20 protein-coding genes are annotated in these 23,070 nt (G+C 38.2%); 5 read left to right on the top strand and 15 right to left on the bottom strand.

The features are described from left to right. Both EYS08_RS07030 and EYS08_RS07035 read right to left on the bottom strand, forming a co-directional pair. Positions 1 to 237, bottom strand: a 237-nt coding sequence (locus tag EYS08_RS07030; RefSeq protein ID WP_131029355.1) for a transposase family protein, incomplete at its 3' end; no start/stop codon positions are given. Between the two features lie 82 nt (positions 238 to 319). Further along, on the bottom strand, positions 320 to 532 hold the full coding sequence (locus tag EYS08_RS07035) for a hypothetical protein (protein ID WP_131029356.1): 213 nt from the start codon (positions 530 to 532) through the stop codon (positions 320 to 322). A gap of 323 nt (positions 533 to 855) precedes the next feature. Here EYS08_RS07035 and EYS08_RS07040 point away from each other — a divergent pair, with 323 nt between their 5' ends. Then, complete coding sequence (locus EYS08_RS07040; RefSeq protein ID WP_131029357.1) at positions 856 to 1,242, top strand: hypothetical protein; 387 nt, start codon at positions 856 to 858, stop codon at positions 1,240 to 1,242. 339 nt (positions 1,243 to 1,581) lie between these two features. Here EYS08_RS07040 and EYS08_RS07045 read toward each other — a convergent pair whose 3' ends face one another. Further along, positions 1,582 to 1,905 carry a hypothetical protein gene (locus EYS08_RS07045; protein WP_131029358.1) on the bottom strand — a complete coding sequence of 108 codons (324 nt, stop codon included), beginning with the start codon at positions 1,903 to 1,905 and terminating at the stop codon, positions 1,582 to 1,584. 975 nt (positions 1,906 to 2,880) lie between these two features. On the opposite strand from EYS08_RS07045, the gene EYS08_RS07050 reads away from it, so the two are divergent. After that, a complete protein-coding gene (locus EYS08_RS07050) occupies positions 2,881 to 6,270 on the top strand; it encodes a gliding motility-associated C-terminal domain-containing protein (RefSeq protein WP_131029359.1) in 3,390 nt (1,129 codons plus the stop codon). Positions 6,271 to 6,884: 614 nt separating this feature from the next. Here the strand turns inward: EYS08_RS07050 and EYS08_RS07055 are convergent. The 10 genes from EYS08_RS07055 to EYS08_RS07095 all read right to left on the bottom strand — a co-directional run bounded on the left by EYS08_RS07055 (position 6,885) and on the right by EYS08_RS07095 (position 16,076). Next, the gene (locus EYS08_RS07055) at positions 6,885 to 8,234 is read right to left on the bottom strand and encodes an ATP-binding protein (RefSeq protein WP_131029360.1); all 1,350 of its coding nucleotides are present in this window, start codon (positions 8,232 to 8,234) and stop codon (positions 6,885 to 6,887) included. A 798-nt stretch (positions 8,235 to 9,032) separates the two neighbouring features. Beyond that, entirely contained in the window at positions 9,033 to 9,278 is a 246-nt protein-coding gene (locus EYS08_RS07060) for a hypothetical protein (protein ID WP_131029361.1), read from the bottom strand. 361 nt (positions 9,279 to 9,639) lie between these two features. Further along, positions 9,640 to 10,947: an HlyD family secretion protein gene (locus tag EYS08_RS07065; RefSeq protein ID WP_131029362.1), complete on the bottom strand. Its 1,308-nt coding sequence runs from the start codon at positions 10,945 to 10,947 to the stop codon at positions 9,640 to 9,642. Next, the gene (locus tag EYS08_RS07070) at positions 10,937 to 13,129 is read right to left on the bottom strand and encodes a peptidase domain-containing ABC transporter (protein ID WP_131029363.1); all 2,193 of its coding nucleotides are present in this window, start codon (positions 13,127 to 13,129) and stop codon (positions 10,937 to 10,939) included. The genes EYS08_RS07065 and EYS08_RS07070 overlap by 11 nt, the downstream gene beginning before the upstream one ends. Before the next feature lies 1 nt (position 13,130). Continuing rightward, entirely contained in the window at positions 13,131 to 14,219 is a 1,089-nt protein-coding gene (locus EYS08_RS07075; protein WP_131029364.1) for a hypothetical protein, read from the bottom strand. Then, on the bottom strand, positions 14,216 to 14,377 hold the full coding sequence (locus EYS08_RS25680; protein WP_165456400.1) for a hypothetical protein: 162 nt from the start codon (positions 14,375 to 14,377) through the stop codon (positions 14,216 to 14,218). Before EYS08_RS25680 ends, EYS08_RS07075 begins: the two co-directional genes overlap by 4 nt. 4 nt (positions 14,378 to 14,381) lie before the next feature. Next, on the bottom strand, positions 14,382 to 15,314 hold the full coding sequence (gwsG, locus tag EYS08_RS07080; protein ID WP_131029365.1) for a grasp-with-spasm system ATP-grasp peptide maturase: 933 nt from the start codon (positions 15,312 to 15,314) through the stop codon (positions 14,382 to 14,384). An 84-nt stretch (positions 15,315 to 15,398) separates the two neighbouring features. After that, on the bottom strand, positions 15,399 to 15,599 hold the full coding sequence (locus tag EYS08_RS07085) for a hypothetical protein (RefSeq protein WP_131029366.1): 201 nt from the start codon (positions 15,597 to 15,599) through the stop codon (positions 15,399 to 15,401). Positions 15,600 to 15,650: 51 nt separating this feature from the next. Then, on the bottom strand, positions 15,651 to 15,833 hold the full coding sequence (locus EYS08_RS07090) for a hypothetical protein (RefSeq protein ID WP_131029367.1): 183 nt from the start codon (positions 15,831 to 15,833) through the stop codon (positions 15,651 to 15,653). Positions 15,834 to 15,884: 51 nt separating this feature from the next. After that, positions 15,885 to 16,076: a hypothetical protein gene (locus tag EYS08_RS07095; RefSeq protein WP_131029368.1), complete on the bottom strand. Its 192-nt coding sequence runs from the start codon at positions 16,074 to 16,076 to the stop codon at positions 15,885 to 15,887. Between the two features lie 585 nt (positions 16,077 to 16,661). On the opposite strand from EYS08_RS07095, the gene EYS08_RS07100 reads away from it, so the two are divergent. The 3 genes from EYS08_RS07100 (at position 16,662) to EYS08_RS07115 (ending at position 20,509) form a co-directional block, all read left to right on the top strand. Continuing rightward, positions 16,662 to 18,578: a tetratricopeptide repeat-containing sensor histidine kinase gene (locus tag EYS08_RS07100; RefSeq protein WP_131029369.1), complete on the top strand. Its 1,917-nt coding sequence runs from the start codon at positions 16,662 to 16,664 to the stop codon at positions 18,576 to 18,578. A 10-nt stretch (positions 18,579 to 18,588) separates the two neighbouring features. Further along, positions 18,589 to 19,335, top strand: a complete 747-nt coding sequence (locus EYS08_RS07105; RefSeq protein WP_131029370.1) for a LytR/AlgR family response regulator transcription factor — start codon at positions 18,589 to 18,591, stop codon at positions 19,333 to 19,335. Positions 19,336 to 19,897: 562 nt separating this feature from the next. Then, the gene (locus EYS08_RS07115) at positions 19,898 to 20,509 is read left to right on the top strand and encodes a GIN domain-containing protein (protein ID WP_131029371.1); all 612 of its coding nucleotides are present in this window, start codon (positions 19,898 to 19,900) and stop codon (positions 20,507 to 20,509) included. Positions 20,510 to 21,066: 557 nt separating this feature from the next. Here the strand turns inward: EYS08_RS07115 and EYS08_RS07120 are convergent. After that, entirely contained in the window at positions 21,067 to 22,095 is a 1,029-nt protein-coding gene (locus EYS08_RS07120) for an ABC transporter permease (protein WP_131029372.1), read from the bottom strand. Then, entirely contained in the window at positions 22,040 to 23,053 is a 1,014-nt protein-coding gene (locus EYS08_RS07125) for an ABC transporter ATP-binding protein (protein WP_131029373.1), read from the bottom strand. The genes EYS08_RS07120 and EYS08_RS07125 overlap by 56 nt, the downstream gene beginning before the upstream one ends. Between the last annotated feature and the right edge of the window lie 17 nt (positions 23,054 to 23,070).

Below are 23,070 nucleotides of genomic sequence, written 5' to 3' on the forward strand. Positions count from 1 at the left end.
AAGGCATCGGTATTTTCTGGATTGCAGGTATATATTACATGATTTCCCAAACGTAGGCAGGTCACGGAACTTTCTTAAATAATAGCTATGAAGCTTCTTTGACGGACTTAGGCAATCCGGACAACGGCAGATCCTTTGTCTGCTCTGTACATAGATATTAACAAAGTCGGCCTGGTTATCCACTGAAACTACTTTAAAGGGATCAATTGATGAGAAAATCAGTTTGGTAAGATTCATTATTTCTTAACGAATAACAACCAGACTTATCATGGAAAACCACCAAAATTGGGGAAGAACCAGTTTAGAGCGAAACGGCTTGTTAGTTTAAACGCGGAACATGTGACCATTTTCGATGAAATACCCACTGAGAAAGTTTAATTAGGTCGTTCCGCACTTTCAGAGAGGTGGTCTGAGTGGCTCTAAACTGGACAGTGAAATGCTCGATTTCTTCTTTAGGTTTATCCAGAAATGTTTTCTTGTAAGTGAACCAGGCGATCAGCAGGCCAAGTATGCCAATGGTGATTTCTATCATGCAGGCGTTAGTTATCGTTCTTTATCAAAGATTTAATTTATGTTCAACTTTTCAAAGATAATTTTATCTCGATGAATAACGCAATCTACACATCGAAGCTTGTTGACCCGCGGATGAAGATCGTTTTAGTGCGGTCTATTAAGCACGCAATTAAACCCCAGCATTAAGGTGGTGAAACCGTTGGTTACCGTGGTGAAATGGGCAATAAGCACCGTAAAATAATGCAATAACCTAAAATCTACCTGATTATCTACCTGACCAAAATGTGCTTAGGGTGCCTCATTCCAGAGCTTTTTTCCACCAAAGTCTATATCATTAGATAAATGACAGTAGCCGAATTAACAGTTGAAGTTTTAGCTGAAAAGTTACTCACCCAGTTCGATAGCAAAAAGTTTGTTGAATGGGCAGTAAGCGCTTTACAGCTGGGCTGTGAAAGTGAACATCTTTTTGTTTTGGCAGGCCTGGATGGTGAGCCCACTGAGGAACGGGAAAAATATTTCTGGAAATCAGTGCAAGACCTCGATATTGAGGTAGCAAGAACCGAAGGCGAACTGAACTATTGTTATGCATTGATGATTGCAGATAAGGCCATTAAAAAAGAAATCGGTATTGATTATGCTTTCAGCGAGATGCTCAAAATCGTTTATGCTTCTGATTATGAACACCGCTACCTACCTTTTTTAATATTAATGAAGACCTGGATTATATAAAATATGATCATTCAATTTGGATAACCTCTGGGCTGACGGCTGAAAATTCAAATGAATTTATTTTAGAGGAATTTAAGATCTTCATTGAAATGGAACGCTTAATGATCCCATGCGGGGAGCGTGACAAATGTTATTGTGAGCGGTGTAAACAATTAAACACGCCATTAACCAAGACCAAATACCAATTGAGAAAGCCCTTTAAATACCTGGTTTGGAGCTGTGGTTTTTGCCGCTCAGATAAACTGATATTCAACAGCAGGCACGAGGTGAAAAGGATGATTATCGAAGTATTTAAGCACCAGGTAGCCCATTTATAGCCCACAAACACTAAAGCTTTAACTATCCTGCTTTTACCCTTAAAACTCTTTTCTTATACTGCCAATACACAATAAGGTTCGCAGCGCTGAGTAAAAACACAAGAACTGATGATAGTTCCAATAATTCACATTTGCTCAACGATTCTTTCCATTCTTTTATTTTCGGATCCCATAGCCTCCAATATTCTTGCTTAGTGATGGCATGGATTTGCAATTCAGCCCAGAGTTGTATCCTGTAAACATCGAGTTCCCTGTTCCTTTTATAGTAATGGTAATAAAACCCACATACCAATACGCATAGGGCAAAAAGGAATAACTGTATTTTACGATGAGTTGCTTTTGTCATTTGAGGTAGTTGATTTGCAAAGGTAAATTATTATTTATCTCTCCCATGATCAATCATCTCTGTCCCATTGCCTGGCCAGTTCCTCTACATAATCCACAAAACCTGCTATGCTAATCTAGATTTGTGTTTTGAACAAGGTTAGGTAATTCTCGATTTGAGATAGCTGATAACATTTGACAAATTTAATTGCAAAACTACTTGTTGTTACAAAATTAGGGTTAATTAGTGAATATTTCGTCACAGAATTAGGGTTAATTAATTACTTTTCTGTCACAGAATTGGGGTAAATGTAATTAATAATTGTAATAGAATTAGGGTAAATGGATGTGTTGTTGTTGCTGAAATGTTCGCGAAAATCATTTATTAATTTTCTTGATATTTTGTAGCTGGTTGTATTTAGATGATTTTTCTTGTGTTAAACGAATTCATTTTGTAAATTTGAGTGTTAACATTTGAGCCCAAAAACAGTCATTTTGACAGTTAGTGAGTTGGGATTGTATTTTGCAAGTAATTGCTAGTCAGAAGGTTATTTAAATAAAACTTGTTCTGGTTTCGTCGGATTGTTACATAATCTATTGATTTTTAGCTAATTGACGTCTTTGTCTCAGCAAAAAGATGATATCATTCGTTTTGGCACAATGACAAACTCTTCAATTGCTACATTTAGCTATATTTCAATAAATTTTAGCTATAAATTATTTCTATAGTTATTAGTAAGATTATAGATGAGCAATCTTCAATTGTAAAACACTTAATAACCATGACCTTCCAATACGCATCTGATTTACATTTAGAATTCCTTGAAAATTATGATTATCTGAATAAATTCCCAATTCAATTTAAGGCTGATGTATTGATTTTAGCTGGCGATGCAAAGACTTTAAGCTTCACAGGGCCTTTTAACACATTTCTTCTGCTAGTAAAAAAAGGTTAAATTCTGCTACATTTGCTTTATTAACAAACTGCGCCCTCACCATGTTTCGATTACTGTTCTTGTTGTTATTCTTATCAACCTTTGGCGTGGTCCATGCGGAGATATTTACGGTGAGCAGTCAACTCGACAGCGGGCCGGGCACGTTGAGAGAAGCTTTAGAAAAAGCGGGCGCCAATGGAAGTGCTGAAACTGACTATATACATTTTGCGGCTACAGCCAGACTCATTAGTTTGAAATCGCCACTAATACTTTCTTCTCATCTTGTTATTGACGGGACTACCCTACCGGGTGCGGCGCTTGGTTTATCTGATGCCAAAGTAACGATCGAAACCGTGATTCCCTATACCGATTATACGGACCGAACGGCGCTGAAAGGGACTGCTATTAACCATCTTGAAATTTATGGTTTAAGTTTTTCAAATTTTTCGGCTGGAGGCCGTGGCGCTAGCCCGATCTATATTGCACAATGCACCAATATTACCATTGGAGCTGTTGGAAAGGGTAATATTTTCTTAACCTGCGATTATGATGTTTACTTGTTTAAATGTAAAACCGTTAAAGTTTCGGCCAATTGGTTTGGTATTGCAGCAGATAAAAAAACAGCGGTTGGCCCTGCCTTTGGTGGTACGCTTAATTTTAGGTTATGTGATGATATAATGGTTGGAGGCGACACGAAGGAGGAAGGAAACCTCTGGGGTTTTCGAGATTATGGGGTGATGATATCGGGGATTAACCCCACTACACAAGCTGTAGAGGCTACCGGCGAGAAGTGTATCGTTAAAAACAACAGTTTTGGGGTAGAGAGCGTAAGTGTAGGTATTGGTGCCCGCGGATATATTCAGGATTTTAGAAATGTAGAACTCATCAATAATACCTTTTTGGGGAGTGGTGGTTTCGATTTCAAAAATATCTACAATTCTGGAAAGATACAGGGAAACCGGATGGGGATAGGAAGTGATGGAAGCAAATCGTATGTTTACAGTACAATAGACTTGGAAAACTGCTCCAATATGATCATTGGTGGGAAAAATCCTGGTGAAGAGAATGTAATGGCCAACCGGGTAAGCTTTGGTCCAGGAACACCTGGTGTAAGCGCAAATAACTGTGGCGACATATTATTGCAACGAAATGCGATTTATTGTATTTCATCCATGCCCATTACCTATAAATCAGAAAAATCGAAAGTAGAAATCCCGGTTATTAAAATTGATGAATACGATAATGGTACTTTAAAGGGAACCGCTACGCCTAATGCAGAGATTGAAGTGTTTTCGGATGGAGAATGTTACCAGTGTGATGCAAAGAAATATTTAGGGAGTACTTTTGCTGATGCGCAAGGAAACTGGAAGATGACCATTCCGCCCAATGTAGGCTTTACGGCATCGGCTACGTTAAACAACCGTACCTCAGAGTTTTTAGGGATGGGTTTACAAATGGGCAACTATATTATTAAACAGCCTACTTGCGGGCAGGCAAATGGTTCAATTACCGGAATTGTGGTACAGGGTGCTACAGCCATTGAATGGCGAAACGCAGAAAAAAAGTTAGTGGGTACCAATGCCGATTTAAAAGGCCTGCTGCCTGGAACCTATTCTTTTACTGCATTTTTGGGTACGGCCTGTAAAACACAAACTTTTACCTGGGAGCTAAAAGATATTACGCCCCAGTTGTATACCGCTTTGATGAAAACACAGCCTGCTACCTGTAGCCTGGAAAATGGTGGAATTAGCAATGTTTTTTTATCAAATTTGGAAACCGCAAAAACGAAGTCTATTAGCTGGTTAAATGATGCAGATGAGGTTAAGGGAACTGCGCTTGCTTTACAAAATGTTAAAGGGGGTAATTACAGGCTGAAAGTGGTTACCACCGACGACTGTACAGTTGTTTTTGGCCCCTTTAATATCCCTGCGGAAGGCGCTCCGGTTGCAGACCTTACAAAAATGCTGACTGAACATGCAGATTGTGATCGCAAAAATGGCAGCATAACGGGTTTGATTGGTTCGGGAAAAGGAGCCATAACCTTTATATGGAGAAATGAAAAGCAGGATATTGTGGGTGCTGAGGCAGATTTACGTGGAGTACCTGCTGGTAAATATACCGTTGAAGTTAAAGATCAGGGTACTTGCGGATCACTTTTTTATTCCTTTATCATCGAGGAAAAAAATGGAATAACGGTTGATGATTCGGCATACGATTTAAGAAATGCAGGATGTACAACCAATGATGGCTGGATAAAAAACCTGAAGATTAGTTCTTCTGATCGGTTAACCTACAAGTGGACAAATGATGCTGGATTGGATATTGGCCATCAAATAGATGTTGTAAACCTTTCGCCAGGTAAGTATAAATTAACCATTGCAAATACTTACTGTATCAAAACGCTAGAGTATAACATCATCAGGCAAAGTGCAAAGATTTTTCCAGAACTGACTTACAAGATTACAGATGCCGCATGTGGTGAAGATTCGGGTATGATCACGGTTCAAACTTCGGGTATTGATGCAGGAACAAAACTGCGGTGGACGGATGCAACAGGCGCTACCATTGGCCATACAAATACGATAATGGGATTGAAAACCGGTAAATACAGTTTGTTTTTAACGGATGAAAAAGAATGTGAACAGCACTTTAAAGACTACACAGTTTTGCGTATTGAACCCTTGGTGATGGATTTAGCTGAAGTAAATAACCAGGCCGACCATTGCGCCATGGGCCTTGGAGCGATTAGTAATATTATGATTAAGGGCGGGGTTGCGCCTTATCAGTACGAGTGGCTGAACGACCGAGAAGAGGTTGTGGGCAGGCTGCCAATATTAGCAAATATACCATACGGATTTTATAAACTCAGAGTAACTGATAACAGCGGTAGCATCTGTAATTTTGTAGAAAAAGGATTTGTAATAGAGAATATTGGAGAGGAGATTGAAGCACCAGCAGTAGCTGATGTTAAGCTGTGTAGCGAAGGCGAGGGAACTATAAGGGTGTTAAACCCTGTTGCAGGCAACTATAAACTTTATCAATTTGAAACTGGCGGCCAGGCATTGATGGAAAACAATACGGGTTTATTTACATTGGAAATGGTAAAATCTAAATCGTATTTCCTGAGTTTGGCTAATGGAAATTGTGAAAGCAAACGTACTGCAGTGCCGGTTACTTTTGCCGAGAAAGCGGTAGATGTTCCTTCATCATTTTCACCAAATGGTGATGGGGCGAATGATACCTGGATAATTAAGAATATTGAACAGTATCCTCAAGTCATAATAAAGGTTTTTAACCGTTTAGGCAATGTGGTATTTAATAGCAGGGGTTATGGAATCCCATTTGATGGGCAAAGTAATGGTAAAATCCTTCCTGTGGGGGTATATTACTATACTATTCATCTGGCGACAAACTGTAAAAGTATTTCTGGTAGTTTGATGTTGATGAGGTAGGCCTTGTTTTTATGGCTATCTATTATAAAATGATTGCATAAAATCTTAACATAAATTGTCTCTGTGCAGACCGTAAAGCAGTAGAAAATCTATAGGATGTTAGAATACTTTAAAGCTATATTTATATCTGTTTGGATGGTTTAAAGAATCTAGCTGTTGTGGTCTGTGAAACCTGCAAAGTGCTTTAAGATTCCCGCCTGTATGAGGATGATGGGATTTGGTTGGATGGGATTACATACGTAAACGAGCAGATTGTCGCAGTCAGCGGAAGGCGCTTCCTTCACAATGACGGCTTTAGGGTTAAGGATGACGGAGTGGGTGTTGAGGATGACAGATTGAATAAATCCTAAATGTTCTTGAGGCCTTAATGGTTAATTAAAGCTTTGGTTAATTTCCTTCTCCGTTTAAGATCCTCGCCTACACGAGGATGATGGAGTTGGTTTTGATGGAAGGAAAAAGAGAAACTTATATGTTCTATATGCAAATATGGTTTTTTAGTCTATTGGCTGCTTTTCGTAAAAGAACAGATTGCCGCATCGTTCCTCCTCGCCTGCCTGCGATAGGCAGGCAATGACAGACTTACTCTTTTGAAAAAATTCGTGCAAACTGCTAATCTAGATTTGTGTTTTGAACCAGGTTAGGTAATTCTCGATTTGAGATACCAGATAATAAGGGAGATTTAATAGTTTGTATTTCTTTCCGCCGGGGGTAACGGCATCAGTAATGTGCAACGAGCCTGCATAAAATCGGATGGCCATATTATGTGGGGACAGATCCATAAACATATGCAAAGATTTTAATTTACCTTCAGCTCCTGATTTCACTTCTACCGGAATTAGTTGCCCTTCAAAAGGTACAACGTAGTCCACCTCCGCACTTGAAGTAGTTTTCTCCCGTACCCAAAAATGGAGTGCACTTAAGGACTTAAACTGTGTGGCTAATAACTCCTGGCCAACCAAGTGCTCAATTAAGGTCCCTTGATAAACTTTATTTAAATCATCAGTTCCTAAAACCTCTGTCTGTATACCAGCAAAATAATTAAGCATTCCAGTATCCAGCACCTGAAGCCTTGGAGATTTCCGATAGTCTGGCAGCAAAGGCAATTTTACATCACTTGACGGGTAAATGAGCTCAATTAACAGCGCCTTTTCTACCGTTCTTAATGCTTCTCCCATATCCCTGGACCGGTAGGGCGAATTTCCGAAACCTTCAAACTTAATACGCTGACCGGCCTGTCCAAATGATGCCCTTATCGCATGACCTATATGTAATGCCTGTGCATTTGTGCCAGCATATTTCTCAACATCGTCCATATATGCCGTAATCAACGAATCGAAGATTGATGACAATTCCAGTAAATCTTTATTTTTACTATACGCTGCAATAACTTCCGGCATTCCCCCTATAAGTGCATAGGTATGAAATAGCTGCATGAGTTTATCATGTGTAAAGGATGGTGCGGGTACCTGTTGTAAATAATTTATCGCTTCCCGCTCATCCATAGCACTCAAAAACTCGGGAAAAGAAACAGGTCTTAAAACCATATATTCCACTCTACCAACCGGAAAGCTAATGTTTTTATCAAATAAAGTTTCGAGCATACTGCCCGCGGCTATTACCGCAATCCCTGGTTGGTCTTCATAAAAATAACGTAGAATGTTTAAAGCCTCAGGCACTTCCTGTATTTCATCAATAAACAAAAGTGTATCGTTTCTTTGGGTAAGTGACTGATTTTTAATAAAAAACAAAGACTGCACGAGTAATTCGATCGTTGTGAACTCTTCAAAAGGCTTTCTGTCAACAGCAAGCTCCAGATTGAGATAGATATACTGCTTAAATTTTTTTGAAAATTGCCCAACAACGGTCGTCTTACCTACCTGTCTAGCGCCTCTTATCACTAATGGCTTACGATTTGATTTGGTAAGCCATTTTTCTAACTCTGTAAATATTATCCTATCGAACATTTGACAAAAACTTTAATTGCAAAACTACTTGTTGTCACAAAATTAGGGTTAATTAGTGAATATTTTGTCACAGAAATAGGGTAAATTAATTACTTTTCTGTCACAGAATTAGGGTGAATTTTATTGATAATCGTAATAGAATTAGGGTAAATATATGTGTTGTTGTTACTGAAATGTTCGCGAAAATCATTTATTAATTTTCTTAATATTTTGTAACTGGTTGTATTTAGATGATTTTTCTTATGTTAAACGAATTCATTTCGTAAATTTGAGTGATAACATTTGAGCCCAATAACAGTCATTTTGGATCGTTAGTGAGTCGTAATTGTGTTTTGCAAGTAATTGTTAGTCAGTAGGTTGTTTAAATAAAACTTGCTCTGGCTTCATCGGGACCACTAAGTAAAATCGTAAACCCTTGTCAGTTAATTGCTTGCAAGGGTTTTGTGTTTGGTGATTTACACTTTTTTAGAACTATATATTCTTAAAGACTACACAAATTTCTAAAAGCTGTATTAAATAAATTATAATCAGATCATATTATTTGTCGCTATATCGCTCCATTGTACTTTTAATTGTTTTTACTTAATAAAGATCCTGCTTGCTTTTGCCCAATATCAAGTTTCCTAAAATAAAGTCGAACATATAATTTTCGGCTTTTTCCTCTTTGCATTCTATATTTGGTCCAAGTTCGGGATGCAATAAACTGATTTCATAGGAAGTCAATATTTTGTCGTCTTCTATTATTGTCCACTTCCAAAGCGGTGTATCATTAAATATTAATTTAAGTTCCCGATTTTGTTATTTAAATTTCTGGTTAAAACCAAGTTTTATATCTACAATCGTTTCGCCGCGATCATCAGATATCAGATTACTATTTTTACGGAATAGCCCGGAACGATTTTCAATTTTGTAGTGTTCTGAATATATATTAAAAGTTGTGGGTGGCTTGGCCCAATCATCTCCTCTAATTAAAGTTCCAATTTCCTTTTCGTTGTGGTAGAGCGAGAAAGAAATTTTGTCAAGTTGTATCCATATTTTGTTCATAAGGCCATCGATTATTTATACAAGTTATAAATTCCCTTTACTTAATATCTGTTCAAATATAGACGCTCCATTCTGCCAATTATTAAGATCCGTTATTGGATGAATTTCTCGATATAAGTTACATAGATTTCATCATCTTTAATTTTTCTATTATCTAAGATAAGATTTTCTTTCACCCAACTTTCATACTATTTTTCGAATTCATGTAGTTTTTCAACGGAATATTCATGCCCAGTTCGAGCAAGATAGTAAACGGGATAGTTGGCACTAGCGCAACAAGCTTAACGGTATTTACATTCAGGTGAAGACATAAATGTTTACACAAATGCTTTTTGCAGCTGCCTTACACCCTGTCCCTGTTCTACTCCGACTGGTATCTGGAAAGCTTTCTGATCTGGTAAAAAAAACGCTCAATTAACCGTAAGTCCTGTGTTACAATTTCGGCATTTCCCTTTAACTCATTATCGAAAGGAAGTGTTTTCTGATAAGAAGTTTTCAGGCCCCTAGGAAGTACAACATCTACATAATAATTGCCTTTTTCGTCGGGCGTGAAAGATATATTTTGCACCCTCCCCTCTATAATGCCATATTCCTGATAGCGGTAATTGTCGAGTTTGATTAAAACTTTTTCTCCCCTGGCAATTTTCCCCGAATTGGTTGCAGCCACAAACATTTTACCTATAAGCGCCTTTTTCTGGTCGGGTAAAATAGATAAAACAGGATCGCCACGTTTTACAATTTGATTTTCGCCCCAAAACTGCTGAAAACTGATTACCCCATCTGTAGAAGAAACCACCAGGTAGTTTTGTTCCCATGCCCTTAACGAACGCCTTAACTGCTCTAGCAGCTGTAAGGTTTGCGATGCGAAATTGATTTTATCTTTCTCTGCATTTATGGTTGTACCGCTTTTTGTTTTATTGAGGTTAAAAATGGCTTCATCTGTTTGCGATAAAGAGATATCGAGGTTTTCTAAGTTCTGTTGCGCCTGTAAAAATTTAATTTTTTCGTTTTCAAATTCCAAAGCCGAAATTACCTTTTGGTTTAGCAGCAGCTGGGCGCGCTGGTAATTCTTTTTTACCAGCTCAAATTTTAAACCTTCAAATGTTTTTTGCCTTTTTAACGCAATTATCCTGCTTTTATTTATCTGAATATTTTGAGCTGTCGCTACATTTTCAGGCGCATAGGGTTTAAGCCTGGCAAACAGCTGCTCATCCTGAAATGCTTTCGCAAAATTATTGTAATCGCCCTGTAGCTCACCTAATTTAAAACGCGAAACTTTATCAACCGGAAACGAAAATAGCTGATCGGGAGAAATGGAATCTATAATGCTTTTAAGCTGTAAAATGTCTTTATAACTTGCGGTAGATTGTAAAACCATTAATATTTCGCCTTTTTTTATCTTTTGATGATCGCTGATGAATATTTTTTCAATTTTAGAATCGGTTCTGATCTGTAATTTTTCTGGTGGATTCTGCGAGGTAACCACAATTGTTGCAGGTACAAACTCAGGATATTTAATGAAATAACTCATTAGTAAAATCATTAAAAGGATGGCCAGGATAACCACACTCCCCCAGCGGAACATCCAATGAGGCGGTTCTGATAAAATATCCTGCACACCTTCCGAGCGCAGTTGCACCTCGTCCAGTTTATCTTTTTTAGTTTCCAAGTTCGAGCTGGTTTTTTATTAATCTGTAATATTCTCCTTTTTTTGCCACCAGTTCACTGTGGTTGCCTTCTTCTACAACCATTCCCTTATCCAGTACAATAATTTTATCTGCATGTTTAACCGTAGATAACCTGTGGGCAATTACAATGGCCGTTTTACCCTTAAAAAACTGGTTCAGGTTTTCGATAATTATCTTTTCGTTGTTGGCATCTAATGCACTTGTGGCCTCATCGAAAAAGATGTATTCGGGCGATTTATACACGGCCCGGGCAATAAACAACCTTTGCTTCTGTCCACCGCTAACGCCCATACCCTCGTTACCAATTTTGGTGTTGTAACTTAAAGGCAGGCTTTCTATAAAATCCTGTATGTTGGCAATTTCTATGGCTTTTCTCAGTTTTTGTTTATCAATCGCATCTTCGCCAATGGCGATATTATTGGCAATACTATCGTTAAATACATAACTCTCCTGCATCACTACACCGCAATGGTCGCGCCAGTACCTGGGCGAAATATTTTTCATATCGGTGCTGCCAATTTTTATTTCGCCTCGATCGGGTTCGTAAAATTTGGTCAACAGCTTTAAAAGCGTTGTTTTTCCGCTACCGCTGGCCCCAACTATAGCCGTGGTTTTTTGAAAGGGGATAACAAGGTTTAAATCCTGAAAAACAGGCGAATCGGCCCCAGTATACCTGAACGATACAGCCTTTAGTTCGATGTCTTTCTGCGCAATTTCGGTAGCATATTGTTCTTCGCTGCCTTCTTCGTTGTCTTTATCATGAATTTCCTGTAACCTTTCGAGCGAAATTCTGGCATCCTGTGTTTGTTTGATAAATTCTATGAGCTGCATTAAGGGGCTGTTTAGCTGCCCGATGATATATTGTACCGAAAGCATCATGCCCAGGGTAAGGTTACCACTCAAAACCAGTTTTGCGGCAAGGAAACTAACCAGGATATCTTTTATCTGATTAATAAAACCACCACCTACAGATTGCCACTGCTCTAACGAGAGTGCCTTTATTTTTATCTTAAATAACTTTACCTGTAAAAATTCCCAGCCCCAGCGTTTCTGTTTTTCGGCATTATGCATTTTTATTTCCTGCATGCCATTAATCAGTTCTATCACCGTGCTCTGCTCTTGCGCAACCTGAGCAAACATTTTATAATCGAGTTCTTTTCTTCTTTTAAGGAAAAAAACTATCCACCCCACATACAAAAGCGCGCCCAGCAGGTACACGATAAATAAACGGTAATCGTAAATGAAGAGTATAATGCTAAAAATAAGTAGGTTTACCATCGAAAAGAGGGTATTGAGCGAGGAGCTGGTTAGCAATTGTTCTATCCGGTGGTGATCATTAATGCGCTGCATGATATCACCTGTCATCCTCGTATCAAAGAAACTGATCGGCAGTTTCATCAGCTTGATAAAAAAGTCGGAAATGATTGAAATGTTAATCCGGGTAGAAAGGTGTAGCAAGATCCAGCTCCTAATTATTTCAATGCCCATTTTACCCATAAAAAGCATCACCTGGGCCAGCAAAACCAGGTAAATAAAGTTAATGTCCTGGTTTTGTATGCCTACATCAACAATACTTTGGGTAAGGAAAGGAAAAATAAGCGATAATAAACTTCCGGCCAGTAAGCCAATGGCCAGCTGGATAACGAGCGATTTATATTTTAGTAAATACCTGGAGAGGAAAGAGAAGCTTGTTTTCTTTTCAGTGTCTTCAAAATCACTGGTGTAAAATGCAGGGCTTGTTTCTAAAATAAGGGCAATACCTTCTTCTGTATTTTCGTGGGCATTATCGCCGATCCAGTATTTTATAAATTCGGCTTTGGTATAGGTAATTAAGCCATAACCTGGATCTGAAACATAAACCTTACCGGCTCTGTCAATTTTATAAACTACAACATAGTGGTTTTTATTCCAGTGTACAATGCAGGGCAATGGTGCATCGGCCAACAGGGTATTAAAATTTATTTTAACACCTAGTGTTCTAAAGCCTAAAGCCTCTGCTGCATTACTAAGGCCAAGCAAACCACTCCCTTCCCTGGTGGTTTCCGCAAGGGTTCTGATTTGCTGCAACGCAATGCCCTTCTTATAGTGTTTAGCTATAATACGCAGGCAGGTTGGCCCGCAATCCTTATTGTCGGGCTGTTTATAAAAGGGGAAAGATTTCATGTTAAACAGACCAGGCTCTATTAAAATGATCTGATAATTTTTGCTGATTTATAACGCATCCCGTTGCGGAGATGGCAACACCAGAATCCTTTAGGTTAATATAATTTTCTTCATCATCCCATTTGGATAAATAAGGATTGTAAGCACATTCAGCTTGATGATACCATTTCTCATCACCCTTAACAGGCACCCGGCTATCAACACACATGTACCTAAATTCACAATCGCTGCAAACAAGTGTATTGTTTTTGTTGATATTTCCTAATTCGCGGAACTTATCCGAGCGGATGGTATTTAAAAACAGATCTTTGGTTAACAGTTTTACATTACCAAAGCTATACGTATTGTTTAAACCATTTTTAACGTTCCCTTCCCGATCTATGTATACTTTTCCGTAATAATAAGAATGAACGTTGTAGGCCTCTAAAAAATGTTCGTTATTTAACGACAGTTTATCTGTAGTTAGTTTGGTTTTATAGGTCGCAAATTCTTCTTCAAAAAAGTTAAAATAAACATTTTGATAGCGTTGTGTGGTTTCTGTTTGGCTGGTTGAATTGAAGAAATTAACTGAAAAAATTAAGCGGTGATTACTGATCAGCTGACGTGTTGTTTCATAACTTTCCTGATCAAAGTTTTCAATGTACAGGTAAACACTATCTATTTCGAGCGTATCTATTTTTGCTAAAAGTGTGAGCAGATGATCATCTATCTGAGGCGCTATAACTGATACGTTTAAAAGGTATTCATCTTTAATAAAATCAAAAAAAACAGGGTCTGTATCCGAATGCACAATTGCATTAGTGAGCAGGTTTGGTTGCGCAAGATTTCTGTTTAAACTTTTGAAACGGTTTTTCTGGTTACGGTCAGCTATTTCGAATATGATTTCTTCCCTAAGTAAAAAATCTACGAGCTCCTCTTTTTCCTTCTGATCGGTAATTTTATTAAAATTAATTACATCGTTGGTATCCAAAATAGCATAATGCGGGTTAGGGATAAAAAAATAATCTTTCCGAATAATATCATAAATAATTGCCCTATTGTAACCCATAACAGGAATGCACAATTGATTTCTTAAAAATAATTTATTCATAACGGCGATTTATAAAGTAGGTCTAACTGTAAACTTTTGGTGCAGAATAGTTTAGATTCTCTGGTTTTGATTAAATACTTCGGTTTTTCTTTTTTAACTAAAGATTTTAAATGAATGGGCGCATTTCCACTTTGAATTTCCTGGCTGATTTTTTTCATGTGATTATAGATTTAAAGCAATTTCCTTTTCCAGGTTGTAGTTGCAAGGGCTGGAAACCATTCCGAACTGACCAATAGGATTGAGGTCTAAAAAGTAATATTGCTGATCTTCTTTGGATAAAACGACATCAAAAGAAGCGCAATTCAATCCCATATTATCCAACAAGCCTTTAATTTTCCGCTCGTAATATTTTGGAAACAGGTAAGGTGTTATTCTATTGGGTTTCGATCTGTCGTAATTTCTAAAGTCGACCTTGGTTTTACTATTGTTTTGAGAAAAAATTGCCATCGCGTAAAAATTGCCATTGAGGTAGAAACACCTTATTTCATAGCTTTTTAAAATGTTTTTCTGGAAAAATGTAGGGACAAATTCATTTGGCAATGCTTCAATATCAGCTACTGTTATTTCGGTTGTATAGGTTAAATGAATAAAATCATCAGTATCAAAAATAGAAAGAGGTGCGTTTAAGGGTTTAGAAATGATATTTTTTTCCTGCTTATAAAATTCAAGTAAGGCTTCTTTATTCCCGGTAACAATAAAATTTGGTGCCGGTATTTTAAGTTTACTGCATAAATCCAACAAATGAAGTTTGTTTATATCTCTTGTTTTAAAATTATTTATGCCGTCTTTTTTATCGAAAGTGAAATGAATGTATTCCATTAAACTTGCATTTTCTGCCGATAGGTAATTACTGATATGTTGACTGTTAAAGTTTTTTACAAAGTCTATATCCCCCCGCCTGTACCATATTTTGGTTATTTCATTACTGTGAATGGTTTTTCCATTAATGTTGATTATAAAATCCTTTTCAGTAATCGAAATCAGTTTTGCATCTGTATCCTCATTAATGCGGATAAATTTCTTTTTCAGATGTAATAACCAGTTAATAACCATAGCGGTAGAGTAATCATCAGTAATGGAGAAAATCAGGATCATGCTTAATTGGGGTTAACTTATGTTTTGTTTAATTTGGTGAAAAAATGGAGGCTGTTAATCCTCCATTTTTTAATCAGAGCAGCTTTAATCAATAGAGCTGGAAAGGCCTTGTACTGTTCTTACACTTCTCACACTTCCATCATCATTGTAATAGGTATACTGGCCATCGGGCGAATTGGTTGTGCCGGTTCTTACCCAACATGAACTCATGCAGCCTGCGGCGAGTTTGCCTCCATTGATCTGACTATTTTTTAAATCAATTCTTTTTTCAAATAAACCTTTCATATTATTTATTTTATTGGTTAACAGATATTGTAATTTTTGTTTTTGGTATGATTAGCAATTGTAATCAGTACAAACCTGTATGGTTTTATAACTATCGTCTTTAACGGTATAACGTACATCGGAACAGCCGCCCGAGCAAGTTTCGGTACGGATGGTCGCTTGCGATTCAGCTAACCTTCCACCATTGATTTGACAATTTTTTAAATCAATTCGTTTTTCAAATAAACCTTTCATATTATTTGTTTTATTGGTTAACAGGTATTGTAATTTTTGTTTTTGGTGTTATTAGCAATTGTAATCAGTACAAACCTGTATGGTTGTTTTATTGTCGTCTTTAACGGTATAACGTACATCAGAACAGCCTTGTGTACAGGTTTCTGTACGAACTGTAGTGTTAGATTCGGCTAATCTCCCGCCATTGATTTGACAATTTTTTAAATCAATCCTTTTTTCGAATAACTTGTTGTTTGTTTTCATAATAAAATAATTTAATGTAATAGATAAACTTCGCCATCTTAACCCTGGCGTTTGGGTTTTTGCTGATCAGCTATTCATAATCACATTTCTTGCACGTCTACAAAAAACGTAATGGTATAAATCTTATTAGGCAGTTTATATTGGCTGCTTAGTGATTGCAACTGGTTAATTAATTTTAAAATTGGAAAGAAACTAAAGGCAATGCAAGGAGTAGTTGATATGTGGCAGGGTTGAGCCAATATTCGTAAAAGTTTGGTGCTTATGCGTTAAACGGCTGCCACCGCTTAGCACTTAATCATTTAATTTTGCGATGTATTATAAAATACTGCCTGATGGATGGAATGGGCTTTTTAGCTTAAATAGACTTATGTTTTAGGCCATTTAAGCAAGTTTTTAGTTGCTGCGCTATTTAAACAGAAAAATTGATTAGCTGTTTCCCAGATAATTGTTTAATTGATACAAATATGGAGCGAAAGCCTGCATATATTTACCAGTTGTTTTTTTTGAAACCGACTATTCATAAATTTAACCATTAAATAATTTACGCTTAAAGGGAATAAAATACATATAATTCAATTTCTGTTAATGAATACTATTGCGAAAACCCTGATTACCCTTTGTACCATTTGTTTTCTTATTATTCCCGCTTGTAGAAATAAGGAAAATACCACTAAGGTTGAACGTCAGCCTGTTAAAAAACCTGCTTTCCGGGATAACTTATCGCTTATCCTGTCTTTCGATACCTTATCAGCTGCTGCGGTAAAAAAAATAGTTTACCAGCAAGACAGCCTGTTGGGCGAGGATCCTGATAAAGAATCAAACCCTTATTATCATTATTTCCATGCCAGAAAATATGTCTTTCAAAAGCAAAGGGATAGTGGCTTAATTGCCTACCAAAAAATGAAAGGGCTAAACCCGGATGATGATATTGAGTTATTGAAAACCTCTCGTATTTTAACCCATAAAATGGCCGACGGATCGATGGTAACGCCTGCTTTAATGGGGCAGATTTTTGCGGCTTTGAAAATTTCCGAACAGCGGCATAGCCGGTTAACGCATTATTTTTATGATTTGCTGGCACAGGCCTATTTTCAGAACGGTAACGAAAAAAAATCAATTGAGTACGCTGCTATTTACTTTAAGCATAATCCGTTTAATACACATCTGGTAGTTAAACAGCGTTATTTTGATATTTCGTTCCTGCTGGCATCACGGTTGGGCGATTTTAAAAAAATGGCACATTATAACGCCCAGGCCCGGCGTTTGGCAGAACAGGTTGGCGATAGCCTGGCAATAGCCCGCACTTACGATAACGAAGCACAGGTTTACAGCCTGCAATTGCAAACTGCCAAAGCCCTGGCCTGCAGTAAAATTTATTTCAATTACCTTAAAAAAAGCAATAACCTGAATGGTATTGCCTACAACAACCTGGCTACCGCATTTTCTCAAAATAAACAGCCCGATTCGGCCATTAAGTATTATAAAGCAGGTATAGCTTTCGAAAAACGCGACACATCGGTAAGGCAAAAGGAAATCTATTACAACGGCCTCATCGAAGCCTATAAAATGAAGGGCGATTTTGCCCATGCGCTTCAGGCTGCAGATTCTGCCTATTCTATCGAACTGCGTAATTATAAAGCGATCGAAGCTGTTAAGGTTGCCGAAATTCATGAAAAATATCAGACAGAAAAGAAAGACCGTAATATAGCAGAGCTAAATAGCCGCAATAAACTGAACGAAACCATTATTAAACAGCAACGCTGGACACTTTTTTTAGCCCTGATCATTTTCCTTAGTTTAGTTTCTTTCTTTTACAGTTTCTACCGCCAGCAGCGTTTAAGAGAAAAGAATAAATTATTAAAGTCAGAAAACCAGCGACTAAGTGTGGAACAGAAAATGTTACAGGCACAATTAAACCCACATTTTATCTTCAATGCCATCGCCAATTTACAAAGCCTGATTGCTTCGGGGCATGCTGACGAGTCTGTGTGCTACCTCAGGTCATTTTCGGAGTTGTTGCGTAGCACGCTGGAGCAGAATAGAAAAGATTTTATCGAAATTGATGAAGAAATTGCTTCGCTAAACAATTATCTCCGGTTGCAGCAAATGCGTTATGCCGATGTTTTCGATTATAAAATTATAGTTGACGATCAATTGAATCTAAACGAGACACTGATTCCGCCCATGCTTGTTCAGCCCTTTGTAGAAAATGCAATTGAACATGGTTTTAGAAATATAGGGTATAAGGGTTTGCTAACCATATCTTTCAAAATTAAAGACGGTTTGCTGGCAATCGAAATAGATGATAACGGAAGTGGACTAGGCCCAAAGCCTAAAGAAAATCCAAAGAAACAATCGCTTGCCCAGGTGATTTTAAAAGAAAGAATCGATTTGCTTTTTACTGCCAACGGGCAGCAGGCCCAATTTAAAGTAAGTAATAAACGGACAAATGCTGTAACAGGTGTATTTGTTGAAATACTGATCCCAATAGTTAATGATTAAATAAGATGTTATGAAACTTTATATTTTAGAAGATGAGATCCGGATTTTACAGCACATCTTACAAATTGTTAAAAAAATCGACTACCTCGAAATTGTAGGCTTTGCCGGAGAAATCGCAATTGCAAAACAAGAAATTCTGACCTTAAAACCCGATATTATTCTGGCCGATATCCGTTTAAAGGATGGCGATAGTTTCCACCTGTTTGATGAAATGGGTGTTACCGATTTTCAGGTTATTTTTCTCACCGCCTACGATCAGTATGCCATACAGGCACTTAATTTAGGTGCCTTTGGGTATTTACTTAAACCAATTGATGAGGTAACATTAACCACGCATTTAAACAAATGTTATCATCACCGTGAGCAGGAAACTTTAGGACAGCAACAGCTTGCCATTGCCAAAGAACATTACCTTGCCCAGGGCGTAGCCGCCGCTAAACGAATTGCCTTAAAAAGCCTTGAATATATCGAGGTAGTAGCCATTGAAGATATTATGTACTGTAAAAGTGATAAGGGTTACACCACATTTTATTTAAATGGCGGCAGTGAGATCCTGGTTTCGAAGGGCTTAAAGGAATATGAAAGTTTGCTTACACCATTTGGTTTTTTAAGGTGCCACCAATCGTTTCTGGTTAATTTTAAATACGTTAAAAAATATTACCGCGAAGGGTATTTACAAATGGAAAACAAAGAAAACATATTGGTTTCGAGCAGAAAAAAAGAAGAGGTATTAAGATACCTTGAAAATATTGCATAGTACTTACATCTAATTCACATGTCCATCCTCCATATTTGTTATGCCAACCTGTTTGCCAAATAATTCAAGTACCTGATTTACCTTATCTAACCTTAAGCTCTGTTTTCCCTGTTCCGGTTCCCGGAGGAAACGAAGCTCTACGCCAGCCTTGAATGCCAATTCCTCCTATGAAAGTTTAACCAGCTTGCGTTGTGTTTGTACAAATGTTGATAATGGATCACTCATATTTATGCCCTATGGGGTATAAATAATGATTTGTTTTGCTCAAATATACCCTATTGGGTATAGCCTGCTGTGTTTAAAAATCGTCCTGTTCATAATATACAAATAAAATGGACTTCGCTATACTTTTAAATAGAGCCGCCAGCGAAGAATGAGTATAACCACAAACGCTGTGTTTAATGCAAGTCCGGATGGAAGTTGTAACGGGTTCGTCTAGAAATTACAGGCGTTGGTCTAGCGGTTACCAACGCTGGTATAATATCAGGTTTTTGCCTGCAACGTTTGGTGGGCCGTTGCGTCTTAATAACAAACAATAGCAAAAACCTAAAATATAAAAGATATGAAAACTTTAGCAAAAACAATATTCGCATCAGCATTAACAGCAGTATTATTTACTTCATCAGCCATGGCAACATTTGCCGCTGAGCCAGTTAAAGCAGAAACAAAAACTTCTTCATTATCAAAGTTCAACAGGATCTGGGTGAGCGGGAACGTGAAAATCATCTTAACACAAGGCAACAAGCAAAACGTAGCCGGTGCGAGCAACTATGATGCTGCAAAAACCTCCGTATCAACTGATGGACAAACCTTATTTATCAATTCATTAGAAACAAGCCAGGTAATACTGAATATTACCGTAAAAGATTTAGAAAGAATCGAAGCTTATGGTCAATCTGTTGTGGTTACCAGCAATAATTTCGATGTAAAATACCTTCAGTTATTTTTGGGTCAAAGTGCTACAGCGAAAATCAAAACTACAGCAGGCAGTTTATATACCATCGTTAAGGATGATGCGGTATTAAAATTAAATGGTACTGCCGATGAAAGTACAATGATTGCAAGCAACATAAAAAATGTAAAATTAGCTGACTTTGCCAGTTTTAAATCAGCATCATATGCTTCTGAAGCAATTATGGAAGCGGAACAAAATACAATGGTTTTAGCCAAATAAAAAATATCAATCAGATAAGTTGAAGCTGCCCATTTGGGCGGCTTTTTTTGTATTCAGCAAAAGTGATATTGGGCAATAATGATTTCCGTTCTGTTTTGCCCTTCAACTTTGATCTTTGCAAAAATCACCGTGAGCTAAAGGTTTAATCAAGCAAAACCCATATTTTTTACGCTTAATGATTAGCCATGATAATAAATATTCTCTTCAAATTGTGTTTCTTGTAAATCGAATATTAAGGCAATGCCTATTCGCATTTGTGGTAATTAACCCGCCTAGTAAAGCGAAAAAGCCAGCTTATTCGTTAGAGATGAACGCCTTAAGCTAAACGTTAGTGTAAAAAAAATTTGCCCTTATTGCCAGAACAGCTTTAAAAGAAAACGGGAACCATCAAATAGACGGTCCCCGTTTTAATCTAAATTAACGCTCTCGGTATATAATACGGATATTGGGATGAATTATTGCCCTACAGGTATAATAATTTAAAAATTTCCAGGTGTCAGGGTTCTTTTTCCAAATTAGCAACATAAAAACCGGGAGTATGCAAAGAAGTATCTGCTTTAACTTCTAATTTCCCTGCGCATAAAAAGGTAATAAGCAATGGCAAAACAACCTGTACTGGCGGCAATCATCCCGCTTAACTGGGGCCATACAATCATCAGGCTCTCTTTTACCGGCAGCGGACTGGGAATGGCACCTGCCATTTGCTCCATGCTCATGGGGCCGAGGCTCCGTACCGATGGCATCAATAATGTGGTGGCCGCATCAGTATAAAGCTGGTTGGGTGCTATCCGCAGCATATCTAAAATAAATTCATTGTAACCCATTACCTGTGCCTGCGTAAGGTAAGCAGGGTCGGGTAAAAAGGCCCTTATAACCAGGTTAACAATAATCTGATAAAAAACAGTAAAGAACAGCCACAGCCCCAGGGCGCTCAGCGCTGCAGTTGCCGGTTGCCTAAAAACAATAGAAAGCAGAATCGATAAACTTAAATAGAAAGCAACGTAAAGAAGGGTTACAAAAACAAAGCCCATTATCCTGATCAGTTCCTGAGCTTCTAACCTAACGCCTGTTAACACCAGCCCGCCACCAATCATCAGTAAGGTGAGCGAAAGAAAAAGCATGCCTACTATCAGTATTGCACTGCTAAACTTAGCCAGCAGCAGGTTATCCCTGTAAATCGGCTGAGCCAAAAGCCGGGTTAAAGTTCCGTTGTTCTGCTCCGAGTTAATGGCATCAAAACCCATGCTAATGCCAAGCAGCGGTGCAAGAAAGCTGAGCAGCACATGGAAAGGCGGCATCGAATTATCTGTTGATGTAAGTAGCTTTAGGTACATAAAAGCATGGTCGGGATCGTTTGTATTGGTAAAGGCCGTTCTAATATTGCTTACCGATACATATAAACAAGCCACAAAGGTTAACAGCACTAAACCAACCAATACCAAAAAGCGCCAGCTCCTGATGTGGTCTGCAATTTCTTTTCGGATGATTACCCCAAAGGCCCTGTTTGGCTGAGATGGACCTGTGTATTTCTTATCTTTTGTGCTGCCCGAAGAAAGCGCGCTTAAAGATACCGCTTGATTTTCCATGATTTAGATTTTCATTAAAACTACTTTCAAAATATTTCTGATAGATCTCGTCCAGGCCATACTCTTTACGGCTTACCTGTAAAATGCCGTAGTCCTTTTCCACCAAATGGCGAACAATGCGGGGGGTAATATCGTGTTGGGTGGTAAACTCCAGTGTATCAGCAGAAATGTCAATGTCTGTAACTTCTCCCCATTGCCTCATTTCCGCCTCCAAGGGCCATGGCTGCTCAATTAAGTGCGCTGTTTTAATCGTGGTAACCGCTCCTTCTTTGCCAAAAAGGTTAGCAGAAAGCGAGGCTATATCGCCCTGGGCCAACAGTTTCCCGCCAACAAATATGCCCACACGATCGCATACCTGTTGTACATGGTGCAGGTGGTGCGAAGAGAGCAGAACGGTGAGCCCCTGCTGCTGGCTCAGGGTTTTAATCAGGCTTAAAAATTCCTTTACCCCTGCCGGGTCTATGCCGAGCGTTGGCTCGTCGAGAATAATTACCTCAGGGTCTTTGATCAATACATCTGCCAGGCCCAGCCGCTGTTTCATGCCCCGCGAAAAAATGCCGGCTTTTTTATCCATGCTGCCCGCAAGCCCCACTATATTAAGCACTGCTTTGGCCCGGTCTTTTAATGTACTTTCGTCCAGGTTGTTCAGCCTGCCCAAATAAATTAAATTTTCTAGGGCCGTCATATGGTTATAAAAGCCCACACTATCGGGCATATAGCCCACCTTTTGTTTTACTGCAATGGGGTTTTTGGTGGCATCATATCCGCAAACATGCGCAGTACCGCTGTTGGGGTCGGTTAGCCCAAGCATCATTAATATGGAGGTGGTTTTGCCTGCGCCGTTTGGCCCTAGCAATCCAAAAATCTCACCCGGGTATACTTCCAGGTTCAGTCCGTCAACCGCCTTAAAGGTTCCGTAGCGTTTGCTTAGGTTCCTCAGTTGTATAATAGGTTCCATCTTGTTTCGTGCTGTTA

The organism is Pedobacter kyonggii, from assembly GCF_004310665.1.
Taxonomy (GTDB): Bacteria; Bacteroidota; Bacteroidia; order Sphingobacteriales; family Sphingobacteriaceae; genus Pedobacter; species Pedobacter kyonggii.

Excerpts from the sequence above, each read along its gene's own strand:
- EYS08_RS07035 (WP_131029356.1), bottom strand. The coding sequence starts at position 532 with ATGATAGAAATCACCATTGGCATACTTGGCCTGCTGATCGCCTGGTTC.
- EYS08_RS07040 (WP_131029357.1), top strand. The coding sequence starts at position 856 with ATGACAGTAGCCGAATTAACAGTTGAAGTTTTAGCTGAAAAGTTACTC.
- EYS08_RS07045 (WP_131029358.1), bottom strand. The coding sequence starts at position 1,905 with ATGACAAAAGCAACTCATCGTAAAATACAGTTATTCCTTTTTGCCCTA.
- EYS08_RS07050 (WP_131029359.1), top strand. The coding sequence starts at position 2,881 with ATGTTTCGATTACTGTTCTTGTTGTTATTCTTATCAACCTTTGGCGTG.
- EYS08_RS07055 (WP_131029360.1), bottom strand. The coding sequence starts at position 8,234 with ATGTTCGATAGGATAATATTTACAGAGTTAGAAAAATGGCTTACCAAA.
- EYS08_RS07060 (WP_131029361.1), bottom strand. The coding sequence starts at position 9,278 with ATGAACAAAATATGGATACAACTTGACAAAATTTCTTTCTCGCTCTAC.
- EYS08_RS07070 (WP_131029363.1), bottom strand. The coding sequence starts at position 13,129 with ATGAAATCTTTCCCCTTTTATAAACAGCCCGACAATAAGGATTGCGGG.
- EYS08_RS07075 (WP_131029364.1), bottom strand. The coding sequence starts at position 14,219 with ATGAATAAATTATTTTTAAGAAATCAATTGTGCATTCCTGTTATGGGT.
- EYS08_RS25680 (WP_165456400.1), bottom strand. The coding sequence starts at position 14,377 with ATGAAAAAAATCAGCCAGGAAATTCAAAGTGGAAATGCGCCCATTCAT.
- gwsG (WP_131029365.1), bottom strand. The coding sequence starts at position 15,314 with ATGATCCTGATTTTCTCCATTACTGATGATTACTCTACCGCTATGGTT.
- EYS08_RS07085 (WP_131029366.1), bottom strand. The coding sequence starts at position 15,599 with ATGAAAGGTTTATTTGAAAAAAGAATTGATTTAAAAAATAGTCAGATC.
- EYS08_RS07090 (WP_131029367.1), bottom strand. The coding sequence starts at position 15,833 with ATGAAAGGTTTATTTGAAAAACGAATTGATTTAAAAAATTGTCAAATC.
- EYS08_RS07095 (WP_131029368.1), bottom strand. The coding sequence starts at position 16,076 with ATGAAAACAAACAACAAGTTATTCGAAAAAAGGATTGATTTAAAAAAT.
- EYS08_RS07100 (WP_131029369.1), top strand. The coding sequence starts at position 16,662 with ATGAATACTATTGCGAAAACCCTGATTACCCTTTGTACCATTTGTTTT.
- EYS08_RS07105 (WP_131029370.1), top strand. The coding sequence starts at position 18,589 with ATGAAACTTTATATTTTAGAAGATGAGATCCGGATTTTACAGCACATC.
- EYS08_RS07115 (WP_131029371.1), top strand. The coding sequence starts at position 19,898 with ATGAAAACTTTAGCAAAAACAATATTCGCATCAGCATTAACAGCAGTA.
- EYS08_RS07120 (WP_131029372.1), bottom strand. The coding sequence starts at position 22,095 with ATGGAAAATCAAGCGGTATCTTTAAGCGCGCTTTCTTCGGGCAGCACA.
- EYS08_RS07125 (WP_131029373.1), bottom strand. The coding sequence starts at position 23,053 with ATGGAACCTATTATACAACTGAGGAACCTAAGCAAACGCTACGGAACC.